General features: G+C 59.4%; 21 protein-coding genes. 3 read left to right on the top strand and 18 right to left on the bottom strand.

Annotated elements, in window-relative coordinates:
* Positions 1-32: 32 nt before the first annotated feature.
* From yjiA to ACMYSO_RS17135, 14 genes are all read right to left on the bottom strand, one after another.
* Positions 33-986 (bottom strand): GTPase, encoded by a 954-nt coding sequence (gene yjiA / locus ACMYSO_RS17070; protein ID WP_434666211.1) that lies wholly within the window; start codon positions 984-986, stop codon positions 33-35.
* A gap of 11 nt (positions 987-997) precedes the next feature.
* Positions 998-1201: a YbdD/YjiX family protein gene (locus ACMYSO_RS17075; RefSeq protein ID WP_434586487.1), complete on the bottom strand. Its 204-nt coding sequence runs from the start codon at positions 1199-1201 to the stop codon at positions 998-1000.
* 123 nt (positions 1202-1324) lie between these two features.
* The gene (locus ACMYSO_RS17080) at positions 1325-3475 is read right to left on the bottom strand and encodes a carbon starvation CstA family protein (protein WP_434586486.1); all 2151 of its coding nucleotides are present in this window, start codon (positions 3473-3475) and stop codon (positions 1325-1327) included.
* A gap of 297 nt (positions 3476-3772) precedes the next feature.
* A complete protein-coding gene (locus ACMYSO_RS17085; RefSeq protein ID WP_434666214.1) occupies positions 3773-4285 on the bottom strand; it encodes a 4-hydroxyphenylacetate 3-monooxygenase reductase subunit in 513 nt (170 codons plus the stop codon).
* Positions 4286-4304: 19 nt separating this feature from the next.
* Positions 4305-5867 (bottom strand): 4-hydroxyphenylacetate 3-monooxygenase, oxygenase component, encoded by a 1563-nt coding sequence (gene hpaB / locus ACMYSO_RS17090; protein WP_174509066.1) that lies wholly within the window; start codon positions 5865-5867, stop codon positions 4305-4307.
* A gap of 324 nt (positions 5868-6191) precedes the next feature.
* On the bottom strand, positions 6192-7082 hold the full coding sequence (hpaA, locus tag ACMYSO_RS17095; protein WP_434586482.1) for a 4-hydroxyphenylacetate catabolism regulatory protein HpaA: 891 nt from the start codon (positions 7080-7082) through the stop codon (positions 6192-6194).
* Between the two features lie 9 nt (positions 7083-7091).
* The gene (gene hpaX / locus ACMYSO_RS17100) at positions 7092-8441 is read right to left on the bottom strand and encodes a 4-hydroxyphenylacetate permease (protein WP_434666217.1); all 1350 of its coding nucleotides are present in this window, start codon (positions 8439-8441) and stop codon (positions 7092-7094) included.
* A 21-nt stretch (positions 8442-8462) separates the two neighbouring features.
* The gene (hpaI, locus tag ACMYSO_RS17105) at positions 8463-9260 is read right to left on the bottom strand and encodes a 4-hydroxy-2-oxoheptanedioate aldolase (RefSeq protein ID WP_434666220.1); all 798 of its coding nucleotides are present in this window, start codon (positions 9258-9260) and stop codon (positions 8463-8465) included.
* Between the two features lie 10 nt (positions 9261-9270).
* Positions 9271-10074 (bottom strand): 2-oxo-hept-4-ene-1,7-dioate hydratase, encoded by an 804-nt coding sequence (gene hpaH / locus ACMYSO_RS17110; RefSeq protein WP_434666223.1) that lies wholly within the window; start codon positions 10072-10074, stop codon positions 9271-9273.
* Positions 10075-10157: 83 nt separating this feature from the next.
* Positions 10158-10538 carry a 5-carboxymethyl-2-hydroxymuconate Delta-isomerase gene (locus tag ACMYSO_RS17115; RefSeq protein ID WP_123757651.1) on the bottom strand — a complete coding sequence of 127 codons (381 nt, stop codon included), beginning with the start codon at positions 10536-10538 and terminating at the stop codon, positions 10158-10160.
* A gap of 9 nt (positions 10539-10547) precedes the next feature.
* Positions 10548-11405, bottom strand: coding sequence for a 3,4-dihydroxyphenylacetate 2,3-dioxygenase (gene hpaD / locus ACMYSO_RS17120; RefSeq protein ID WP_123757650.1), 858 nt, complete (start codon positions 11403-11405; stop codon positions 10548-10550).
* A gap of 71 nt (positions 11406-11476) precedes the next feature.
* Complete coding sequence (gene hpaE / locus ACMYSO_RS17125) at positions 11477-12943, bottom strand: 5-carboxymethyl-2-hydroxymuconate semialdehyde dehydrogenase (RefSeq protein WP_434586478.1); 1467 nt, start codon at positions 12941-12943, stop codon at positions 11477-11479.
* Positions 12940-13704 carry a fumarylacetoacetate hydrolase family protein gene (locus ACMYSO_RS17130; protein ID WP_434666226.1) on the bottom strand — a complete coding sequence of 255 codons (765 nt, stop codon included), beginning with the start codon at positions 13702-13704 and terminating at the stop codon, positions 12940-12942. Before ACMYSO_RS17130 ends, hpaE begins: the two co-directional genes overlap by 4 nt.
* Positions 13701-14333: a fumarylacetoacetate hydrolase family protein gene (locus tag ACMYSO_RS17135; RefSeq protein ID WP_434666229.1), complete on the bottom strand. Its 633-nt coding sequence runs from the start codon at positions 14331-14333 to the stop codon at positions 13701-13703. Before ACMYSO_RS17135 ends, ACMYSO_RS17130 begins: the two co-directional genes overlap by 4 nt.
* Positions 14334-14622: 289 nt before the next feature.
* On the opposite strand from ACMYSO_RS17135, the gene hpaR reads away from it, so the two are divergent.
* Positions 14623-15069, top strand: a complete 447-nt coding sequence (gene hpaR, locus ACMYSO_RS17140) for a homoprotocatechuate degradation operon regulator HpaR (protein ID WP_123757646.1) — start codon at positions 14623-14625, stop codon at positions 15067-15069.
* Position 15070: 1 nt separating this feature from the next.
* Here hpaR and ACMYSO_RS17145 read toward each other — a convergent pair whose 3' ends face one another.
* From ACMYSO_RS17145 to ACMYSO_RS17160, 4 genes are read right to left on the bottom strand one after another with little or no spacing between them, the layout of a single operon-like run.
* Complete coding sequence (locus ACMYSO_RS17145) at positions 15071-16333, bottom strand: FAD-dependent oxidoreductase (protein ID WP_434666231.1); 1263 nt, start codon at positions 16331-16333, stop codon at positions 15071-15073.
* Positions 16314-16577 carry a 2Fe-2S iron-sulfur cluster-binding protein gene (locus ACMYSO_RS17150; RefSeq protein WP_434666233.1) on the bottom strand — a complete coding sequence of 88 codons (264 nt, stop codon included), beginning with the start codon at positions 16575-16577 and terminating at the stop codon, positions 16314-16316. Before ACMYSO_RS17150 ends, ACMYSO_RS17145 begins: the two co-directional genes overlap by 20 nt.
* Entirely contained in the window at positions 16574-17683 is a 1110-nt protein-coding gene (locus ACMYSO_RS17155) for an NAD(P)/FAD-dependent oxidoreductase (RefSeq protein ID WP_434666236.1), read from the bottom strand. The genes ACMYSO_RS17150 and ACMYSO_RS17155 overlap by 4 nt, the downstream gene beginning before the upstream one ends.
* Positions 17680-18627 carry a 4-hydroxyproline epimerase gene (locus ACMYSO_RS17160; protein ID WP_434666239.1) on the bottom strand — a complete coding sequence of 316 codons (948 nt, stop codon included), beginning with the start codon at positions 18625-18627 and terminating at the stop codon, positions 17680-17682. Before ACMYSO_RS17160 ends, ACMYSO_RS17155 begins: the two co-directional genes overlap by 4 nt.
* A 310-nt stretch (positions 18628-18937) precedes the next feature.
* Between ACMYSO_RS17160 and ACMYSO_RS17165 the strand changes: the two genes are divergently transcribed.
* Together ACMYSO_RS17165 and ACMYSO_RS17170 are read left to right on the top strand one after the other, a co-directional pair.
* Positions 18938-19765, top strand: coding sequence for a helix-turn-helix domain-containing protein (locus ACMYSO_RS17165; RefSeq protein WP_434666242.1), 828 nt, complete (start codon positions 18938-18940; stop codon positions 19763-19765).
* Between the two features lie 151 nt (positions 19766-19916).
* Complete coding sequence (locus ACMYSO_RS17170) at positions 19917-20837, top strand: dihydrodipicolinate synthase family protein (RefSeq protein WP_434586467.1); 921 nt, start codon at positions 19917-19919, stop codon at positions 20835-20837.
* The last annotated feature ends 10 nt before the right edge of the window (positions 20838-20847 follow it).

Raw genomic sequence — 20847 nt, forward strand, 5'->3', positions numbered from 1 at the left:
CCGCGATAACTGCCGCAGGTTGTGAGCGGTTATCAACGCAAGCCGGCAAACGCCGCGCGGATCTCTTCTTCCGGCAGATTAATGCCGATAAACACCAGCGTACTGTGTGGCGTTTCCTCGCCCCAGGGGCGGTCCCAGTCGGCGCTGTACAGGCGCTGGACGCCCTGGAACAGCAGGCGGTTCGGCTCGCCGTCAATCCACAGCATCCCTTTATAGCGCATCAGTTGTTCGGCGAAAGAGAGCAGCAGATTTTCCATTACCCTGGAGACTGCGCTGATATCGACCGGGTAATCCAGCTCGACCACGATAGAGGCGACGTCGTTCTGTTTATCAGCCATAAAGTGGAAGCGCGGTTTATTGTTGACCACGTTCTCTTCCAGCATAAAGCCGCTGGTATTAAACAGCAGGCTCAGGTCGATATCGCCATGGGTCACGGTATATATCGGCGCCCGGGCGTTGATGCGCGTCAGCCGTTCCCGTAAGGCATCGCTGTTGCCTGCGACGTCGGTTTTGGTCAGCAGAATACGGTCGGCGTAGCCCACCTGCGACTGGGCAATGGTGAACTGGCTCATCTGCTGGTCCGCATGGACCGCATCCACCAGCGCAATCACGCCGTCCAGCAGATAGCGCTCGCACAGTATCTCATGGGAGAAAAAGGTCTGAATAATCGGACCGGGATCGGCCATGCCGGTACACTCAATCACCAGCCGGTCAAAATCAATCTCGCCGCGATCGCGGCTGTCGAGTAGGTCGAGCAGCGCATCTTCCAGCTCGTTCGAGCGGGTGCAGCAGATGCAGCCGTTAGTCAGGGTTTTGATCTGGGTGGCGCGGTCGCCAATTAGCTGGTCATCTACCGCGACTTCACCAAATTCGTTTTCAATGACGGCAATCTTAAACCCGTGCTGTGCATTGAGAATATGGCGCAGCAGGGTGGTTTTTCCCGCGCCAAGAAAACCGGTCAACAGGGTCACTGCAATCGGTGCCATTTTGCCTCCATTTAACAGCAGCGCACGCCACCTTTGCCGTCACCGCCGTAGCGGGCCTGCTGGCGCTCGCGAAAGAATTCATCATAGGTCATGTACGGTTTATCGGGATGGTTGGCTTTCATGTGTTCGACATAATTATCGTAGTCCGGAATGCCAATCAGCATCTTCGCCGCCTGACCGAGGTATTTTTTTGCCTGACCCAAGTTACCAAACATAGTGCCATCCAGATATACCCTTTGTCTTTCGGACTGCCTCTGCGTTGCCGTCTCGATGCTGCCCGAAATCCATTGGATATAAAGATAAAACCCGGTGCATTCAGCTGCACCGGGCATGAGGGGTTAGTGATGCGAAGAGGTCTTCACGCCACCTTCCGGAACCGGTACGTACGGCGTCTCTTTATCGGTGCGCACTTTATTGTTACGCACGTTGAGCCAGGTTTTGATGCCGTAGAAGATGATGCTGTAAACCACCACCAGGAACAGAATGCTCAACCCGGCGTTGGTGTAGTTGTTCACTACGATATGGTTCATGTTGGCAATCTGCTGCGCGCTCAGTTCACCGCCGGCGGCAATCTTCTCTTTGTACTGCTGAGCCATAAAGAAGAAGCCTTCCATCTGCGGGTTGGTGCTGAACAGTTTCAGGCCCAGCGCCCAGGTGGTGCACAGCAGCAGCCATGCGGCCGGGATCACGGTGACCCAGATGTATTTAGTACGCTGCATTTTGACCAGCACCACGGTACCCAGCACCAGCGCCACGGCAGCCAGCATCTGGTTCGAGATACCAAACAGCGGCCACAGGCTCTTGACGCCGCCCAGCGGGTCGACAACGCCCTGATACAGCAGATAGCCCCACAGGCCAACGCAGCCAGCGGTGCCGACAATCCCGGCCACCAGCGAGTCGGTTTTCTTGAGGAACGGCACGAAGTTACCCAGCAGATCCTGGAGCATAAAGCGACCGGCACGGGTACCGGCATCCAGCGCGGTGAGGATAAACAGCGCTTCAAACAGAATACCGAAGTGGTACCAGAAGCCCATATCCGCCATCGGGATGATTTTATGGAACACGTGAGCGATACCGACGGCCAGCGTTGGTGCGCCACCTGCGCGGTTCAGTACCGACGGTTCGCCAATATCTTTCGCCGTTTGCAGGATCTGCTCAGGGGTAATGACGAAGCCCCAGGAGCTGACGGTTGCCGCCGCGTGAACGGTGACTTCTTTCAGTTGTGCAGCGATCATTGCCGCATTTTCGCCACCCATTTCGTGCAGGTTTGGCATCACAATGCCCAGACCGGCCGGCGGGGTATTCATCGCAAAGTAGAGGCCTGGTTCAATGATAGAAGCTGCGACCAGCGCCATCACCGCCACGAAGGACTCCATCAGCATTGCACCGTAGCCGATAAAGCGGGCGTCGGTTTCATTCGCCAGCAGCTTCGGCGTGGTGCCGGATGCGATCAGCGCGTGGAAGCCAGATACTGCCCCACAGGCGATAGTGATAAACAGGAACGGGAACAGGGCGCCTTTCCACAGCGGACCGGTACCATCGATGTACTGGGTCACTGCCGGCATTTTCAGGTCCGGGTTGAGGATCACGATGCCCAGCGCCAGGCCGACGATAACGCCGATTTTCAGGAAGGTTGCGAGGTAGTCACGCGGTGCCAGAATCAGCCATACCGGCAGCAGCGCGGAGATAAACGCATAGCCAATCAGGGTGAAGGTAATGGTGGTGTCTTTAAAGGTCAGCGCCGGGCCCCAGTACGGGTCGTGGGCAATCACGCCGCCGAAATAGATAGAGGCCACCAGCAGCACGATACCAATCACCGACACTTCGCCCACGCGACCGGGGCGCAGGAAGCGCATATAGATCCCCATAAACAGCGCGATCGGCACGGTCGAGCAAACGGTAAAGACGCCCCATGGGCTCTCTGCCAGCGCTTTTACTACGATCAGCGCCAGTACCGCGAGGATGATGATCATAATCAGGAAGCAACCAAACAGAGCGATAGAACCCGGAATCGGCCCCATCTCTTCTTTGATCATTTCCCCAAGGGAAGACCCGTTACGGCGCGAGGAGATAAACAGCACCATAAAGTCCTGCACCGCCCCCGCCAGCACCACGCCCGCCAGCAGCCACAGGGTGCCTGGCAGGTAACCCATTTGCGCTGCCAGCACCGGGCCGACCAGCGGACCCGCCCCGGCAATGGCGGCAAAGTGGTGGCCGAACAGCACGTAGCGGTTGGTGGGAACATAGTTCAGCCCATCGTTGTTGATGACCGCCGGCGTCGCGCGCGTGGGGTCAAGCTTCATCACCTTCTGGGCGATGTACAGGCTGTAGTAGCGATAGGCCACCAGATAAACGGAAACCGACGCCACGACAATCCACAGGGCACTGACGTGCTCACCGCGGCGCAGGGCGACGACCGAGAGGCAAAATGCCCCGATGATTCCAAGAATCACCCAGGGTATGTGTTTAAAGAGTTTTTTTGTGTCCATAGTAGACCCGGTTTTTTGATTAATAACTGGCCGAAACCGTTTAAGGTTGAGTAAGGTTTGAGGAGGTATTAATTGCTCTGTCAGACGGCATTCTGCCAGAACAGTGGCTGCGTAAAGTTGGGTAAGTTTGTGAGTGGTTATATGGGGGGCTGAGCGGTCACTTGGCGGAATAAGCGGTTGGGCAGGAAATGAGCAGAACGGTAATATGTGATTGAGATCACATGTCTTCTTGCGAGTATTCCCTCCCCACAGAGGGGAGGGAATAGTGACTCCGGTGGCAGGCGGTCGGCGAGTGAATCAGACCGTGACTTCCATCTCCATCATCACCGGATGGAAACGGCGCTTGAAGTAAATCAGTCCGTGGCCTTCCTGACTCAGGATGATGTTTTTGATCTCAACCAGATAGACCAGGTGGCTGCCGATGGTCTGCACCTGGTTTATCTCACCTTCAAGGCTGGCCAGCGATCCTTTCAGCAGCGGTTGTCCCAGCGCCCCTTTTTGCCAGCAGGAGAGGCTGAAGCGCTCTTCCATCGCCATGCCGGTCATGCCGGCGAAGTGGCGGGCCATCACTTCCTGCTCATGGTTCAGTACGTTAATGCACAGTTTGCCGTTCCCCTGGAACACCGGGTTCATGGCGCTGTTGGCATTGATGCAGACCATGACCGACGGCGGCGTATCGGTCACCGAGCACACCGCCGTGGCGGTGATACCGCAGCGGCCGGCCTCGCCTTCGGTGGTAATAACGTTGACCGCAGCCGACAGGCTGGACATAGCATCGCGAAAACGCAGGCGTTGTTCATCTAATTGCATTGTGACCTCCTGCTGCGAATTACTTCAGCAGCTTATCCAACATATTGATATCAGAGTTGTTGTGCAGGTGCGGCACCGTCCAGCCGTGCTGGTCGTACTCGGACAGACAACGGTCGACCATGGCCATCATTTTGTCCATATTGCCGGAGCTTTGTGCCTGACGCAGGCACTGCAGGCGGATCTCGTCTTGGCTCCCGGAATAGTTGATTTCATACAGTTCATGGCGGCCACCGAATTCGCTGCCGATGGCGTCCCACATCAGTTTGAGGATCTTGATACGTTCGACGTGATCCATGCCGTTAGAGCCGCGGACATATTTTGCCAGGTACTGGTCGATCTGCGGGTTATTCAGATCGCGGGCGCTGGAAGGCAGGTAGATCAGGCCGCTGGTGACGTTACGTTCAATGATATTTTTGATCTTGGCGTAGGCCATCGGCGCCATCACGCGGTAGGTTTGCAGCGCCGCATGATCCGGCAGCCAGGCCCCATTCACCCACGGGGTGGCTTCTGAACACATCGAGTCGCTCAGCGCCCAGAACATATTGCGCCACGCGACGACTTCGCCGAGGTCAGCCTGCACACCGCGGAATTCCATGGTGCCGGTACATTCCAGAGAGCGCTTGAGCAGGGCGGTGATAAAGTCGAGTTTGACCGCCAGGCGCACGCAGGCCTGCAGCGGATACATGCGGGCAAAGCCGCCTTCCATTGTCCAGCGACGGCAGCGATCGAAGTCGCGATAGATCAGCACGTTTTCCCAAGGGATCAGCACTTTATCCATCACCAGGATCGCGTCGTTTTCGTCAAAACGGCTGGAGAGCGGATAGTCGTATGGCGATCCGGTGGCGCCGGCGACCATCTCGTAAGAGGCGCGGGAGATGAGCTTCACGCCTTCGGCATCCATCGGGGCGACAAACATCAGGGCGAAGTCCGGGTTTTCACCCATCACCTGAGCAGAGCCAAACCCGATCATGTTGTAGTGGGTCAGCGCCGAGTTGGTGGCCACCACTTTTGCGCCGCTGACGATGATCCCGGCGTCGGTCTCTTTTTCCAGCTTGATGTAGACGTCTTTCACTTCGTCGGCGGGTTTATGGCGGTCGATCGGCGGGTTGACGATCGCGTGGTTAAAGTACAGGCCGGTTTCCTGAATGCGGGTGTACCAGTTGCGGGCGTTCTGCTCGAACTGGCCGTAAAACGCTGGGTTAGCGCCCAGAGCACAGCCGAAGGCGGCTTTGTAATCCGGGGTGCGGCCCATCCAGCCGTAGCTCAGGCGGGACCATTCGGCGATGGCGTCGCGCTGCTGGCGCAGGTCGTTGGCGCTTTTTGCCACGCGGAAGAATTTGTGGGTATAGCCGCCGCTGCCGGTATCGGTGTTCCAGCACAGCGAATCCTGCAGCTCCGGTTTGTGCAGGGCGTCATACAGCTGTCCGACGGAGGCGGCGGCGTTGCGGAATGCCGGATGCGTGGTGACATCCTTGACGCGCTCGCCGTAGATATAAATTTCGCGGCCGTCCTGCAGGCTTTTCAGGTACTCTTCACCGGTTAACGGGCGTTTAGCGTCTGCGCGGAAATCTTCAGGTTTCATAGGGGCCTCTTCAGTATTTATCGGAATCTCCCGTTCTGCTTCAGGACGCCGTAGTGTGGCGGTATCTGAAGGCTTTCAGGGGATAAATGTTAAATTTATGTATTGTTTTTGTTGTTCAATTGAAGCGGTTAAACGTGGTTTCGTGAAGAGACTTTTAGGTCAACGGCAGGTACTTTTCAGGCTGGGTTTGGTTCTGTGATCCAGGCGATGTTTTCATCCTTGGGGCCAGTCTTTTTCCCGGTGGCACTGCGCTGACCGGGCTACGGGCGGTGTTGGTATGGGTTGGCGTCCGGAGAGGTACGCAGCACCGTCTCCGGGGCGTTCTTAAGACACTGGGACTTTCTGTGTTCTGTATGCGCTCGGCGAGCAGCCCACCAGGCGGTTAAAAAAGCGGGCGAAATAGGCGGGGTCTTTAAAGCCAAGCTGCCAGGCGATCTCGTTGACCGCACTGTCGGAAAACAGCAGTAGCCGTTTGGCTTCACGCAGCTGACGGTCGAAGATCAGCCGCTTTGGCGGTCGGTTGGCAAAGCGGCGGCAGATATCGGTCAGCCTTGATTCGGTGACATGCAGCTCACTGGCATAGTCCGGCACCGTCCAGTGCTGGTGGTAGTGGCTGTCGATCATCTGGTTAAAACGCTGAAACAGCTTCAGTTCGCCGCGCATCCCGCTGGCGGCATGATCGTCGAGCCTGGCGTTGCGTAGCAGCAGCGTGAACACCGCCTGCGCCAGCAGCGCCAGAGTATGTTCACGCCCTGCCAGCTGCGCCGTCGACTCACGTTTAATCAGCTGCCAGTAGTGCGCCAGCGCCGTCAGCTCATCCGGTTTATCGGCCAGCGACAGGCACATTCCCGGCAGGCCGAAGGCTTCCCGTGTACCGGGGTAGAGCACTTCCAGCAGCGGCCAGATCAGATCCTCATGCACCGTCAACACATGCCCGTCGCTGTCGGACTCGGTGATAAACGCGTGCGGCACCGACGGCGGCGTCAGGACAAACAGCGGCGCCTGCACCGAGTAGCGGTGATCGTCGAGCTGCAGCTCAATCTGCCCGGTATCGAGAAAATGCATCTGAAAGTACCGATCGTGCCGATGTGCCTGCATATCGCGGCCAAAAAAGGCCGCCATACGGGCAAACGACTGGTAGTGCACGTCTTCGGTCCCCAGACTCTCATCGTAATCTTTGTTGATATCGATATTGGCGATTGAGGGCTGGCACATGAGCACTCCTTAGTGGCTTTTTTGTGCAGCGAGTCCGGCCGCCGCGGCATCATCCCGCTGGCTCATCGGGATCCTGGTCAGCACCAGCGCACCGACGATCAGCAGTCCGGCGACAAACCACAGCCCGGAGCTAAAGCTGCCGGTGGTGTCGCGCAGTATGCCGATCAACAGCGGGCTGACGGCGGATCCAATGTTGCCGATGGCGTTGATCACCGCCAGCGCCACCGCCCGGGATTGCAGGCTAATCACCCGATCCGGCGTGGTCCAGAAAATCGCCATCGCGGTAAAGGAGCCGACGGACGCCATGATGATGCCGATAAGCTGAACCATGCTGTGGTTGGTGGCAGAGGCCAGCAGCCAGCCGGCGGCGGCGAACAGATAGGGCAGGATGGTGTGCATCTTGCGTTCTTTACGCCGGTCGGATCGCCGGCTCCACCACAGCATCCCGAAGATGGTACAGAACTGGGGGATCGCCGCCAGCAGGCCGATCACAATATTGCTGCTGCCGGTATTGAAGCTTTGCAGGATCTGCGGGGTCCAGATATTAATTGCGCTCAGAGTATTGGTCAGGCAGAAGTAGGCGAGGGTGTACATCAGCACCGCTGGCGTCAGCACCTCGCGCAGCGTCGAGCGGCCCGAGGTCGGCAGCACGGTGGCGCTTTCCCGCTCGCGCTCAATCATGGTTTTCAGCGCCTGCTTCTCCTCCTGATCCAGCCAGCTGGCCTGATCCGGGGTATCGTTCAGGTAGAACCAGGTGACGACGCCAAGCACCACTGACGGCAACCCTTCCAGCAGGAACAACCACTGCCAGCCCTTCAGGTTCCACAGGCCGTCGAGCGCCAGAATATAACCTGAGAGGATTGAGCCGAGCATCATGGTTACCGGCATCGCTATCATAAACAGGGCGTTAGCGCGGGCGCGATGATAGGCCGGGAACCACCAGGTCAGATAGACGAGGATCCCCGGCAGGAAACCGGCCTCGGCAATGCCCACCAGCATCCGCAGAAGATAAAGCGTATGCGGGTTGGTGGCGAACATTGTGCAGGTTGAGGCGATCCCCCACACCACCATGATCCCAGCGATCCAGCGGCGAGCGCCGACCTTCGCCAGCATCATATTGCTGGGGATCCCACACATCACGTAGGTGACGTAAAACAGTGTAGCGGCGAGGCCAAACATGGTAGAGGTCAGACCGAGGTCTTTGCCCATCGTCAGGCCGGCGAAGCCAATGTTGATACGGTCGAGAAACGAGAAGACAAAGAGCACAAACAGGAACGTGATAAGGCGACGGAACAGTTTCTTGATCACCCGTTGTTCGGGGGCGTTATTCTCACTATTTTGTAGGGTTGAGGTTGTCATAATGCGCTCCACATTATCCGTTTAATAGACGGATTTATTGTTATCGGTTGTGGTGGTTGCTGCGTCGGTAAAGCGTGCCGCCAGCGCTTCTGCACCGCGGGCCAGCAGGGTGGTATCTACGCCAACGGCGACAAACAGCGCGCCGAGTTCGAGATAGCGTTTTGCCAGCTGCTCGTTTGCCATCAGAATGCCCGGAGCTTTGCCTGCCTGGCGAATCTGGACGATGGCGCTTTCAATGGCCGCCTGCACTTCCGGGTGCTGCGGGTTGCCGCCGAAGCCCATATCGGCACTGAGATCCGCCGGGCCGATAAACACCCCGTCAACCCCTTCCACGTCGAGGATCTGCGGCAGATTTTTCAACGCCTCGCGGGTTTCAATCTGCACCAGCACGCACATGGCGTCGTTGGCCTGATGGAGATAGTCCGGAACACGATTCCAGCGGGAAGCGCGCGCCAGGGCGCTGCCCACGCCACGAATACCGGCCGGTGGATAGCGGGTGGCTTTCACGGCCAGCCGCGCTTCATCGGCGTTTTGTACCATTGGCACCAGCAGGGTTTGTGCGCCAACATCCAGCAGCTGTTTGATTTGCACCGGGTCGTTCCACGACGGGCGCACCACCGGCTGGCTGGGGTAAGGCGCGATGGCCTGTAGCTGGGTCAGCACGGTCTGGACGCTGTTTGGCGCGTGCTCACCGTCGATCAGCAGCCAGTCGAATCCGGCCCCGGCCAGCAGCTCGGCGCTGTAGCTGCTGCACAGCCCCAGCCATAAACCAATTTGCGGACGACCGGCCTGCAGCGCCTCTTTAAAGGTGTTATTCATCTCTTTCCCCTTACACAAAACGGCAGCTAATCGCGCCCATGTTGCCGTAATCGACGTGGAAGGTGTCGCCCTTGCGCGCCGGTACCGGACGGGTAAACGAGCCGCCGAGGATAATCTGCCCGGCTTCCAACTGAACGTCGTGGGCTGCCAGCTTATTCGCCAGCCAGGCGACGCCATTGGCCGGGTGATTCAGCACGCCTGCGGCAACGCCGGTCTCTTCGATCACCCCGTTGCGATACATCAGCGCGGAGATCCAGCGCAGATCCAGCTCATCGGGTTTAATCGGCCGACCGCCGAGGATCACCCCAGCGTTGGCGGCGTTATCGGAGATGGTGTCGAACACTTTGCGCGGGCGCTGGGTTTCCGGATCGATGTTGTGGCAGCGGGCGTCGATCAGCTCCAGCGCCGGGATCACGTAATCGGTGGCGTTGTAGACATCGAACAGCGTGCAGTTCGGCCCGCGTAGCGGTTTTGCCAGCACGAAAGCCAGTTCGACTTCAATGCGCGGCACGATAAAGCGGTCGGTAGGAATGTCGCTGCCGTCGTGGAAGAACATATCGTCGAGCAGCGCGCCGTAGTCCGGTTCGCTGATTTGTGAACTGGCCTGCATTGCTTTGGAGGTCAGGCCGATCTTATGGCCTTTGAGCACCCGGCCTTCGGCGATCTTCATCTCGACCCATTCGCGCTGGACGGCGTAAGCATCCTCAATAGTGATCGACGGGTAATCCAGGGAGATCGCGCGGATCTGTTCACGCTGCATTTCAGCCTGATTCAGCCGTTGGGCGATCAGCGTGCGGGTCTGTTTATCGAGCATAGTGGCTTCCTGTAGCAATACCGGAAAATGGGCATCATCGGGTAGCCCGGCGAGCGAAGCGCCGCCGGGGTCGGCTTCGGGCGCTATTTAAAGAGCGCGTGCACGTTGTTCTGTTTGTAGTTCAGCGTCGGGTGCAGCTCTTCAATCTCAAAGGAGAGCGCCAGATAGCGGCTTTCCATCAGGGCGGCGAAGTGGGCTTTGATCAGCCCAAACAGCATTTCGCCCACTTCCTGCCGGCTTTCCAGGCTGCGCCCGCTGCCGATTTTCAAGGTCATGTGCACAAAGGCGTAATCGTGCTTTCCGTCGGCCATCTGCCAGGTATCCAGCCAGTGGGCGCGGCTGCGGATCCCGCCAATCGGGAAGATGCCGGTGGCGGCCAGCGCCTGGTTCACCTGGGCGAACAGGCCGGGTAAATCGGCTTGTTCGCGGATGTTGTCGCTACATTCGGCGATAAAGTGCGGCATAGAGGCTCCTTACGCCTGGGCCGGAAGCGGGAACACGGCGTTGACCTGGCCGGTACCGGAGCTGGCGAACAGGTCGGTAATAAACTCCACCTTGCCGTCGTATTTGTCCCAGCCGAGCACCCCAAGCAGCATCACCGTGTCGTGCATATTGCCTTCGCCGTAGCAGTAGTCGGCGTACTCCGGCAGCATGGTGCAGAACTCTTTGAACTTGCCTTCACGCCATAGCTTCACCACCCGCTCATCCATCTGATGGTCAAATTCGCGGGTATAGCTGTTCATCCCTTCTTCGGCACGCTGGTCGTCGATAAAGCGGTGCGACAGCGAACCGCTGGCGAACACCGCAACGGTCCCGTCGTATTGTTCGATGGCTTTAACGATGGCTTCGCCCAGCTTGCGGCTGTCGGCAAAATCGTGAACGGTGCAGAACGCGGAGATCGACACCACTTTGAAATGTTTATCGCTGTTCATGTAGCGCATCGGCACCAGGGTGCCGTACTCCAGCTTCAGGCTGGGGATGTTGTGCGCTTTGGCACGCACGCCCAGCTTGACCGCTTCGTCGGCAATCAGCTGACCCAGCTCCGGGTTGCCGTCGTAGTCATAGGTCATGTCGCGAATAAAGTGCGGCAGTTCGTTACTGGTGTAGACGCCTTTAAAATGGTCGGCGCAGTTAATGTGGTAGGCGCTGTTAACCAGCCAGTGGGTATCGAACACGATAATCGTATCGACGCCCATTTCGCGGCAGCGCTTGCCAATTTCTTTATGACCGTCGATGGCCGCCTGACGGCAACCATGGTTTTTCCCCGGCAGTTCTGAGAGGTACATCGACGGCACGTGAGTAATTTTGGCGGCTAAGGCTAATGTTCCCATGCGGTGTTCTCCTTACATAACCTGAATAGTTTGAGCCGCAGTCAACGTTGATGCGGCTCGACGGATGACGGTTACACGCCCCATTTCGGGATCGGATGGTCACCCATGGAAATACAGACGTTCTTCATTTCGGCGAACACCTCGAAGCTGTACTCGCCGCCTTCACGGCCGGTACCGGAGGCTTTCACGCCGCCAAACGGCTGGCGCAGATCGCGGACGTTCTGGGTGTTGACGAACACCATGCCGGCTTCAATACCCCGCGCCAGGCGCAGAACCTTGCTGATGTCCTGGGTCCAGATATAGGACGCCAGGCCGTATTCAATGTCGTTTGCCAGGCGCAGCCCTTCCGCTTCGTCTTTGAACGGCAGCAGGCAGGCCACCGGGCCAAAAATCTCTTCCTGCGCGACGCGCATCCGGTTATCGACGTCCGCCAGCACCGTCGGGCGCAGGAAGTTGCCGTTTTTCAGATGGGCAGGCAAGTCGGATGGTTTGTCCGGGCCACCGGCCAGCAGGGTGGCGCCTTCTTCGATCCCCAGACGGATGTAGCCGGAGACTTTCTCCCAGTGTTGCTGACTGATCAGCGCCCCGACCTGGGTGGTCGGATCGGTCGGATCGCCGACCCGCAGTCGGTTAGCGCGTTCCGCAAAGCGTTTAACGAACTCCGGGTAGATGCTCTGCTGAATGAAAATGCGCGAGCCGGCGGTGCAGCGCTCGCCGTTGATCGAGAAGATGGTGAACAGCGCGGCATCCAGTGCGCGCTCGATATCGGCGTCTTCAAAAATCAGCACCGGTGATTTGCCGCCCAGCTCCATCGAATACTTTTTCAGCCCGGCGTTTTTCATGATGTTGCGCCCGGTGGCGGTGCCGCCGGTAAACGACACAGCGCGGATGTCATGGTGACGGACCAGCGCATCGCCAGCGCTGGCGCCGTAGCCCTGCACCACGTTAAGCACGCCGGCCGGAATACCCGCTTCCAGCGCCAGCTCGCCCAGGCGATCGGCGGTCAACGGCGACAGTTCGGACATCTTCAGCACGGCGGTATTGCCCAGCGCCAGGCACGGGGCGACCTTCCAGGTGGCGGTCATAAACGGCACGTTCCACGGCGACACCAGCGCACACACGCCGACCGGTTGCACGAGGGTGTAATTGAGCATCTTGTCGTCAACCGGGTAGGTCTTGCCGTTCATCTGCTGGCACACTTCGGCGAAAAACTCGAAGTTGTGCGACGCGCGCGGGATCAACACGTTTTTGGTTTGATGGATCGGCAGGCCGGTATCGGCGGTTTCCATTGCCGCGATCTCCGGGACGTCACGATCGATCAGATCCCCCAGGCGACGCATCAGACGCGCGCGCTCTTTCATCGGCAGATTAGCCCATTTCGGGAACGCCTCTTTGGCGGCGGCCACTGCCTGATTTACTTCGGCTTCACCGCCGGAGGCGACTTCCGCCAGTACTTCGCCGGTTGCCGGGTTGGTGGTATGGAAATACTCGCTACCCGCGACATTTTTGCCGTTAATCCAATGGTTTATTTTTTTCATGACAGCTTCTCCTCATACGTCTGCTGGCTGATGATGCGGTTGACCAGACGGCCGACGCCTTCGACTTCGACGATCACTTCGTCACCCGGTACCACATCGGACAGCCCTTTCGGCGTGCCGGTGGCGATCATGTCGCCGGGTTGCAGGGTCATAAATTCGCTCAGGTACGCGATCAGGAACGGGACGCTGAAGATCAGATCCGCCGTGGTGCCCTGCTGGCGCAGTTCGCCGTTGACCCAGGTGCGCAGGGTCAGATTATGCGGATCCGGGATCGTCTCTTTCGCCACGATCCACGGCCCGATAGGGGTTAAGGTGTCGCGGCTTTTCACCCGCAGGTTCGGACGGTAGTAGTTTTCCAGGTAATCGCGGATGGCGTAGTCGTTGCAGACGGTATAGCCGGCGACGTAGTCCATGGCGTCAGCCTCGCTGACGTGGCGCGCAGTTTTGCCAATCACCACCACCAGTTCGGCTTCGTAATGCATGTACTCGACGTTGTCCGGGCGCACCGATTCTTGCTGATGGCCGATAAAGGTGTTCGGCGCTTTGATAAAGACCAGCGGCTCTTCCGGCGGGGTAAACTCCAGCTCGCTGGCGTGATCGGCATAGTTCAGACCCAGCGCGAACAGGGTGCCGTCAGCGGGAGGCAGCCAGCGGAATTCACCCGCCTGCAGCAGGGTGCCATCGCTGAGGCGCACCTGCTCACGTTCGTCAACCTGGACGTCGTGGCGCTGGCCTTGCCATTCAATACGTGCCTGTTTCATGCCAGCTCTCCTTCTGCAACCACCGGGTTTTCCAGCGTGGGGAATCCTGCGGCGAGGATCCGGACGCGGTCGCCTGGCTGCAGCGTCACGCGGGTATGTGGGGTGCCGATCAGAATGGCGTCGCCGGGGTTCAGAGTGGCGAACTCGCTCAACGCGCTTAACAGTTCGGCGGCGTTACGCTGCAGATCTCCGGTGTTCCAGCTGTCCGCTTCGCGGCCGTTGATTTCGGTAACGATGGTCAGATTGTCCAAATTGTGTACCGGGGCCAGGTCGCCGAGCGGGCAGAAGCCATCGCGACATTTCGCTTTGATCGCCGGGCGGTAGAAGCTCTCTTCCGGCAGGCTGACGTCATTGGCCAGAGCATAGCCGGCGATAAACGCCGCGGCTTCAGAAACGGGAACCTGGCGCGCGGTTTTGCCGATAATCAGCGCCACGGTGGCGCCGCTCTGCACGGTTTCGCCCTGTGGATGTGGAATCGCCTCGCCGCTACCAATCACGGTATTACGCGGTTTGATAAACCAGACCGCGGTCTTCGGCGGCGTTTTGTAAGGGGCCTGTTGGAACGCATCGCGCCAGGCGTCGAGCTGGCTACGATGGTTGAGCGCAACGGCGAAGATAGTACCTTTCATTCACCACTCCTCTGGTACGGATGTCGGATGCTAAGTGTCATTCATTAATATGTTAATGATCATCTTTTATTCCTTGTGGGAAGGTTTGGCAAACAGAAGTGAATGTTTTGTGATCGGTTTAACAATAAATTTACACCTTAAAATTTTATTTGTTTATAATCATGTTGTTATAAAATTTAACGCCGAAGACTGGTACTTTTCAGGTGCAGAAACCGGTTGCGTCATGGCAAGATAGGCGCTAATTATTAACTTATTAATAGAATTGAGTGTGTGACCGTGGGGATATGTAATGCATGATTCGTTAACCATTGCGCTGTTGCAGGCGCGGGAAGCCGCGATGGGCCATTTCCGGCCGATCGTCAAACGCCATAATCTCACCGAACAACAGTGGCGTATTGTGCGTATCCTCGCGGAAAATCCGTCGATGGATTTTCACGATCTGGCGTTTCGCGCCTGTATATTGCGCCCGAGCCTGACCGGTATTTTGACCCGCATGGAGCGTGACGGCCTGGTGCTGCGCCTCAAGCCGGTTAACGATCAGCGCAAGTTGTACGTGTCGCTGACGCCGGCGGGCAACAAGCTGTACGAAAGCGCGCAGGCGCAGGTAGAAGAGGCTTACCGCCAGATTGAAGCCCAGTTCACCCGGGAAAAGATGCAGCAGCTGACCGGGTTACTGGAGGAGTTTATTGCGCTCGGCGGCGGTCAGCAGGCCGGGCGCGGTGACGAAGAGGAGTAGGTCAGCGTTCGGTGCGGTGCCCGGCTAGCGCAATCAGCGTGTCGGCTCGGGCGGGAGAGAGCGGCTCTCGCGGCTGCGGTAACGGCCAGCCGTACAGCCAGCGGGCGGAGGCCGCGCAGGTTCTGCCCTGACAGGCGCCCATGCCGCAGCGGCGGCTCAGCTTGGCCTGCTGCCAGCTTTCGGCATCGGCCACTTCGCCGCAGCGCACATCTTCGCAACGGCACAGCAGGCTATCCGCGGTGGCGGCGCTTTTCAGGCTGTCCGGCAGGGCAAAAGTGCGGTTTACCGCGTCGGCAAAGCGTTGCCAGCGTGCGCGGCGGGCAAAGCCTGCCTGGGCCAGCTCACCGGCATCGGCGCAGGCATAGCCGGCAATTTCACCTTCGATCAACGCCAGCTCGCTGCCGCCAAAGCCGGTGCATTCGCCGGCGGCGTAAATATCCGCGATGCTGGTCTGCTGCCAGCGATTGACCTCAATAGCTTCGTCGGCAATCGCGCAGCCGAAGAGCAGTGCGGTTTCAATATTAGGCACCAGGCCATAGCCGATCGCCAGCCGTTGGCAGGGGATCGTCCGCTCAATTCCCCGGTGGCGCAGCGTCACCGCTTCCAGCTGCGTCTCTCCGTGAGCGCGGATCACCTGGCCTCCGCTGAGATAGCGCCGCGGGGCGAGCGTCGCCAGCTGACGCAGTTTTGCCGGCCAGCGCCACAGGCCCGCGCCAAAACGCACCAACGCGCTGAGCTCAGCCTGCTCGACGATCTGCTGTACCTCGCCGCCGCTTTTGGTCACCGTGTTGGCCACCGCTAGCAGCAGCGGGCCGCTGCCGGCGATCACCACCTTCTGGCCCTGTAAGGTCAGGCCATGTTTGATTTGCGCCTGCAGTCCGCCGGCGCCGGTGACGCCCGGTAAGGTCCAGCCGGGGAACGGCAGCGAGAGCTCCCGCGCCCCGCAGCAGAGGATCAGTTTTTGCCACTCAACAATCCCGCTGGTCTCTGCGGTTTCAAACAGCACGCTGCAGGCTGACGGGCGGGCGATGAGCCGGGCACCGTTTAACACGGTGATGTTGGGCGCGGCGGCAACGGCCGCACGGTAGCGGCGCGCCAGGGCGGGAAGGGCGACCTGCGGGCCATCGCGCCAGATTTGCCCGCCGGGGAGCGGGTTATCGTCGAGGATCACCACCTGTTTATCGCAGGAGGCGGCTGCCAGCGCGGCGGCCAGGCCCGCGGGGCCGGCTCCGAGAATGAATACGTCACAGCGCAGACTGTGCATGGCGGCTCCTTTCAATGGTCATTTCCGGCTGGCACAGCGTCTGGCAGGCCAGCATCCGCCGTCCGTTGACGGTCACCCGGCACTCCTGACAAATGCCCATGCCGCAAAAAGGGGCGCGGGACTGACCGCCGACGGCCACCCGGGTGGTGGGGTCCGCGGTTAATGCCAGCGCCGCCGCGACGCTGATGCCTGGCGGCACTTCGCAGCGCTCGCCTTCAATCACCACCGGGATAGTTTCACTCATGCGATAGCCTCTTTCTTCAGCAGGCGCTCCGGCAGCCAGGCGTCCGGGGCGAGCGGGCAGCGTTCGCCCAACAGCTGGGCGGCGAGAAGCTCTGCGCTGGCAGGCGCGGTGGTCACGCCAAGCCCTTCATGGCCTAGCGCCAGCCACACTCCCTGGCGCGTCGGGTGCGGGCCTATCAGGGGATTGCCATCCTGCGAGGCGGCGCGAAAGCCGCTCCAGCAGCGGATAATATTCAGCTCGCCCAGCGCCGGCAGGAAGTACCGGGCGCGGTCAAGCATCTGCGCCAGCAGCGGTAAATCGAGCTGGCGTTCTGTGGTATCAAACTGTCGCGACGAGCCGATCAGCAACTGGCCGGTGGGCCGCGGCTGAACGTTGAACGCTACCGAGGTGCCGCCGCCGTGGGCGCTGGCGCCGTAGCCCAGCTCGACCAACTGATGATGGAGCAACGGGCCATAGCGGTCGGTGATCGCCAGCTGGCCTTTCTTGGGCCGTAGCCAGTTTTCCGCCAGCAGCGTGTTGGCGGAAAGCCCGCAGGCGACCACGATCGCCGCGGCACGCAGCCGTTTTCCGCTGCTCAGTACCACCGTGGGTTCGTCGAGGTCGGTGGCACCTTCTGTCAGACAGGTCATATTGTCTCCGGCATCAGCAATAAACCAGCGCGCGACTTCGGGGGCATACACGATGCCGTCGCCGGGAACCCACAGCCCGCCGTGCAGCCCTGCTCGCAGCTGCGGTTCGCGCTGCATCAGCTGTGCGGGTGTCTGCATCTCGCTGGCGGCTTGGTATTCCGCCATGCGCCGCTGTTTTTCCCGGGCAATCTCCAGCTCCTGCGCCGTTTCCGCCAGCCATAAGGTACCGCAGCCGCGCCAGGCGCAGCGCTCGGGCATCCGGGGAGTGAGGGCGCGCCAGCGCGCCAGTGACCAGGCGGAGAGCGCCAGTTCGGCGGGATCGTCGTCCATGCACACCAGATGTCCCATGCCGGCCGCGGTGGCTCCCGGCTGGCGATCGTCGAGCAGGATCACGCTCTGACCGCGTTTTGCCAGCTGCCAGGCGCAGGCGGCACCGACGATCCCGGCGCCGATCACGATGACATCGCAGTGGTTCACGGCACGATCCCCCAGCAGAAGGGATCGTCCGGGTTGAGGATCAAACGCGTATCGCCACACACCCAGGCTGCACCGCGGATCGTGGGAATAATGTCGCCGTCGCGAAGAGCATAGTGGGCGCTAAACTGGCTGCCGATAATACTGGCCTGGTGCCAGCGTTCGCCGGGCTGAAGCTTGCCGTCTTCCGCCAGACAGGCCAGCTTGGCGCTGGTCCCGGTGCCGCAGGGCGAGCGATCCCAGGCTTTCCCCGGACAGAGCACAAAGCTGCGGCTATCGGCCTCGGCGTCGTCGGCAAACAGTTCGATATGGTCGATCTCGCCGCCGTCATCGCCGCGGATCCCGGCGGCTTCCAGCCCTTCACGTACCGCCCACGCATAGTCGGTGAGGGCCGGGATCTGCTCTGGTTCGAGGGTATAAGGGTGATCGTTGATGAGGAAAAACCAGTTGCCGCCCCAGGCGATATCGCCGGTGACGGTTCCCACCGCGGTGCTGACGCTGATCCGTTTTTTCCAGCGCCGGGCCGGGACGTTTTCCACCGATACGCTGCCGTCTTCATGCAGCGTGGCGCTGACGTTGCCCACCGGCGTTTCAATCAGATGCGTGCCGGGCTGGATCCGCCCAAGCCACGCGAGAGAGGCGATAAGCCCGATGGTGCCATGCCCACACATGTTCAGGAAACCGGCGTTATTGAAGAAAATAACCCCCGCCGTCGCCTCGGGCGAAACGGGTTTACACAGCAGCGCGCCAACCAGCACATCGTTGCCGCGCGGCTCAAGGATAACGGCCTGACGCCAGTGGTCGAAGTCGCGGGCAAAGCGTTCACGGCGCTGGGCCATGCTGCCGTCGCCGAGGTCCGGAAAGCCGTCGATAATCAGCCGGGTCGGCTCGCCGCCGGTATGAGAATCGATGGCCCTGAGTTCAATAGCGTGGCGTGGCACAGTCATGATGCGCTCCGAAAGTTAACAGTATGTTTCATCATGCTGGCGCAACATTCCGTCTCCTGCTTGAGCGCTTTCATCAAAGAAAATGACGAAATTAGCACAATCGCCGTGTTCTCTTACTCGAAGAAACCATAATTATTTATTATTAATCATTCGTTTAATGCTGTGGTAAACCGAAAGTCGTCAGAACGCCAGCGACGTATTAAGGGGAAAGCAGAAACCGCAGTCAGGATCGCAAAACGCGGTGTTGCTGCTTGATGTGTTACTGGTATGTGAATAAATATCCTCCCGTTACCCGCCATGAGGAAGCCTTATGTTCTGCGTTACTGCTGCTGCTCCGGAGCTTGCTCCGGCTGATACGACGGATCTGGCCGTCGATGAGCTGAGTCAGATTTGTGAAGGGCTGGCGCGTCAACGTCCGGAAAATATGCCGGCATTGCTCAATGCGCTGGCGTTAATCGCGCCGTTGTTGAATGCGATCCCCAACGTGGTTTTTTTTATCAAAGATGCCCAGGCGCGCTATCTGCTGGCAAACCTGACGCTGGCCCGCCGCTGCGGCTTTAAAAGCGTCACCTCGCTGCTGGGGAAAACCTCGGCCGACGTCTTTCCATCGGCGCTGGGGCAGGGCTATACCGAACAGGATCTGCGGGTGCTCAGAGAGGGCGTGACCCTGCGCGACCAGCTGGAAATGCACCTCTATAACGGGCGCGAACGCGGCTGGTGCCTGACGCAAAAACTGGCGCTGCGTGATATTCACGGCCAGGTGATCGGCATGGCGGGGATCTCCCACGATCTGCAGGAAGCGCATGCCCGGCATCCGGCGTGGCAGCGGCTGGCGATCGTCGACGATCATATTCGCCGCCACTATCATCGGCCGATCTCAATGGAGGAGCTGACGGTATTAAGCGGCATGTCGGTGGCGCAGATCGAACGCTACTGCAAACGGATCTTTCACCTCACGCCCCGGCAGATGATCCACAAAGTTCGTCTCGAAAAAGCCACCGAACTGCTGGCGGGAGAGACGCCGATTACCGACATTGCGCTGCAGTGTGGCTATACCGATCACAGCGCGTTCAGCCGTCAGTTTAAGGCGATGACCGGCTCCACGCCGCGGGATTTCCGCCTGACGCTGGCGGGGTAATCGCCGGCTCACACTTTTGGTGATTGTGCTAATTTCGTCATCGTATTGGAAGAAAACCGACAAGCCGCCGGGTCCATGAAACGTCAATCTGTCAGTGAAAATTCACCATTCATTCACTTCGACTTAACAAAATGACGACAAGGAACCGAGCATGAGCAATAAAGCGATTCACTGGAGCGGCGTATTTCCGGCAGTCAGCACGCAGTTTCGTCAAGATTATTCCCTCGATTTAGACGCCACCCATGCGGTGATGAAAAACCTGGTCAGAGACGGCGTGTCCGGGCTGGTGGTGTGCGGCAGCGTCGGCGAAAACACCTCGCTGACCACCGCAGAAAAATTGCAGATTATCGAAGTGGCGAAGGATGCCGCGGGCGGCAAAATCCCGGTGATCGCCGGCGTTGCGGAGTTCACCACCGCCTTTGCCCAGAAGATGGCGAAAGAGGCTGAGCGGGTGGGCGTCGACGGGATTATGGTGATGCCGGCGCTGGTCTACTCATCAAAACCGCATGAAACCGCCGCCCATTTCCGTAGCGTGGCCTCCGCCACCGACCTGCCGATTATGGTTTATAACAACCCGCCGATTTACAAAAACGACGTGACGCCGGACATCCTCGCCACCCTGGCCGACTGCGACAACATCGTCTGCTTCAAAGACTCCTCCGGCGATACCCGCCGTTTCATCGACCTGCGCAATACCGTGGGCGACCGCTTCGTGCTGTTTGCCGGTCTCGACGACGTGGTGGTGGAGAGCATTGCCGTGGGGGCTGAAGGGTGGATTTCCGGCATGTCGAATGCCTTCCCACGCGAAGGCGAGACGCTGTTCCGTCTTGCCGTGCAGAAACGCTATGACGAAGCGATGGCGCTGTATCGCTGGTTTATGCCGCTGCTGCACCTCGATGCGCGCCCGGACCTGGTGCAGTGCATCAAGCTGTGCGAAGCGTTGCTGGGCCGCGGTAGCGAGGTGACCCGTCCGCCACGTCTGGCGCTGGAAGGGGAGACCCGTCAGCAGGTCGTGAAGATTGTGGAACAGGCGCTGGCAACGCGTCCTGTGCTGCCGGACGTGGGCCTGTGAGTCAGGGGGC

This window comes from Klebsiella sp. B345 (assembly GCF_051131735.1).
In the GTDB taxonomy this organism is placed as follows: Bacteria; Pseudomonadota; Gammaproteobacteria; order Enterobacterales; family Enterobacteriaceae; genus Klebsiella.

Excerpts from the sequence above, each read along its gene's own strand:
- yjiA (WP_434666211.1), bottom strand. The coding sequence starts at position 986 with ATGGCACCGATTGCAGTGACCCTGTTGACCGGTTTTCTTGGCGCGGGA.
- ACMYSO_RS17075 (WP_434586487.1), bottom strand. The coding sequence starts at position 1,201 with ATGTTTGGTAACTTGGGTCAGGCAAAAAAATACCTCGGTCAGGCGGCG.
- ACMYSO_RS17080 (WP_434586486.1), bottom strand. The coding sequence starts at position 3,475 with ATGGACACAAAAAAACTCTTTAAACACATACCCTGGGTGATTCTTGGA.
- ACMYSO_RS17085 (WP_434666214.1), bottom strand. The coding sequence starts at position 4,285 with ATGCAATTAGATGAACAACGCCTGCGTTTTCGCGATGCTATGTCCAGC.
- hpaB (WP_174509066.1), bottom strand. The coding sequence starts at position 5,867 with ATGAAACCTGAAGATTTCCGCGCAGACGCTAAACGCCCGTTAACCGGT.
- hpaA (WP_434586482.1), bottom strand. The coding sequence starts at position 7,082 with ATGTGCCAGCCCTCAATCGCCAATATCGATATCAACAAAGATTACGAT.
- hpaX (WP_434666217.1), bottom strand. The coding sequence starts at position 8,441 with ATGACAACCTCAACCCTACAAAATAGTGAGAATAACGCCCCCGAACAA.
- hpaI (WP_434666220.1), bottom strand. The coding sequence starts at position 9,260 with ATGAATAACACCTTTAAAGAGGCGCTGCAGGCCGGTCGTCCGCAAATT.
- hpaH (WP_434666223.1), bottom strand. The coding sequence starts at position 10,074 with ATGCTCGATAAACAGACCCGCACGCTGATCGCCCAACGGCTGAATCAG.
- ACMYSO_RS17115 (WP_123757651.1), bottom strand. The coding sequence starts at position 10,538 with ATGCCGCACTTTATCGCCGAATGTAGCGACAACATCCGCGAACAAGCC.
- hpaD (WP_123757650.1), bottom strand. The coding sequence starts at position 11,405 with ATGGGAACATTAGCCTTAGCCGCCAAAATTACTCACGTGCCGTCGATG.
- hpaE (WP_434586478.1), bottom strand. The coding sequence starts at position 12,943 with ATGAAAAAAATAAACCATTGGATTAACGGCAAAAATGTCGCGGGTAGC.
- ACMYSO_RS17130 (WP_434666226.1), bottom strand. The coding sequence starts at position 13,704 with ATGAAACAGGCACGTATTGAATGGCAAGGCCAGCGCCACGACGTCCAG.
- ACMYSO_RS17135 (WP_434666229.1), bottom strand. The coding sequence starts at position 14,333 with ATGAAAGGTACTATCTTCGCCGTTGCGCTCAACCATCGTAGCCAGCTC.
- hpaR (WP_123757646.1), top strand. The coding sequence starts at position 14,623 with ATGCATGATTCGTTAACCATTGCGCTGTTGCAGGCGCGGGAAGCCGCG.
- ACMYSO_RS17145 (WP_434666231.1), bottom strand. The coding sequence starts at position 16,333 with ATGCACAGTCTGCGCTGTGACGTATTCATTCTCGGAGCCGGCCCCGCG.
- ACMYSO_RS17150 (WP_434666233.1), bottom strand. The coding sequence starts at position 16,577 with ATGAGTGAAACTATCCCGGTGGTGATTGAAGGCGAGCGCTGCGAAGTG.
- ACMYSO_RS17160 (WP_434666239.1), bottom strand. The coding sequence starts at position 18,627 with ATGACTGTGCCACGCCACGCTATTGAACTCAGGGCCATCGATTCTCAT.
- ACMYSO_RS17165 (WP_434666242.1), top strand. The coding sequence starts at position 18,938 with ATGTTCTGCGTTACTGCTGCTGCTCCGGAGCTTGCTCCGGCTGATACG.
- ACMYSO_RS17170 (WP_434586467.1), top strand. The coding sequence starts at position 19,917 with ATGAGCAATAAAGCGATTCACTGGAGCGGCGTATTTCCGGCAGTCAGC.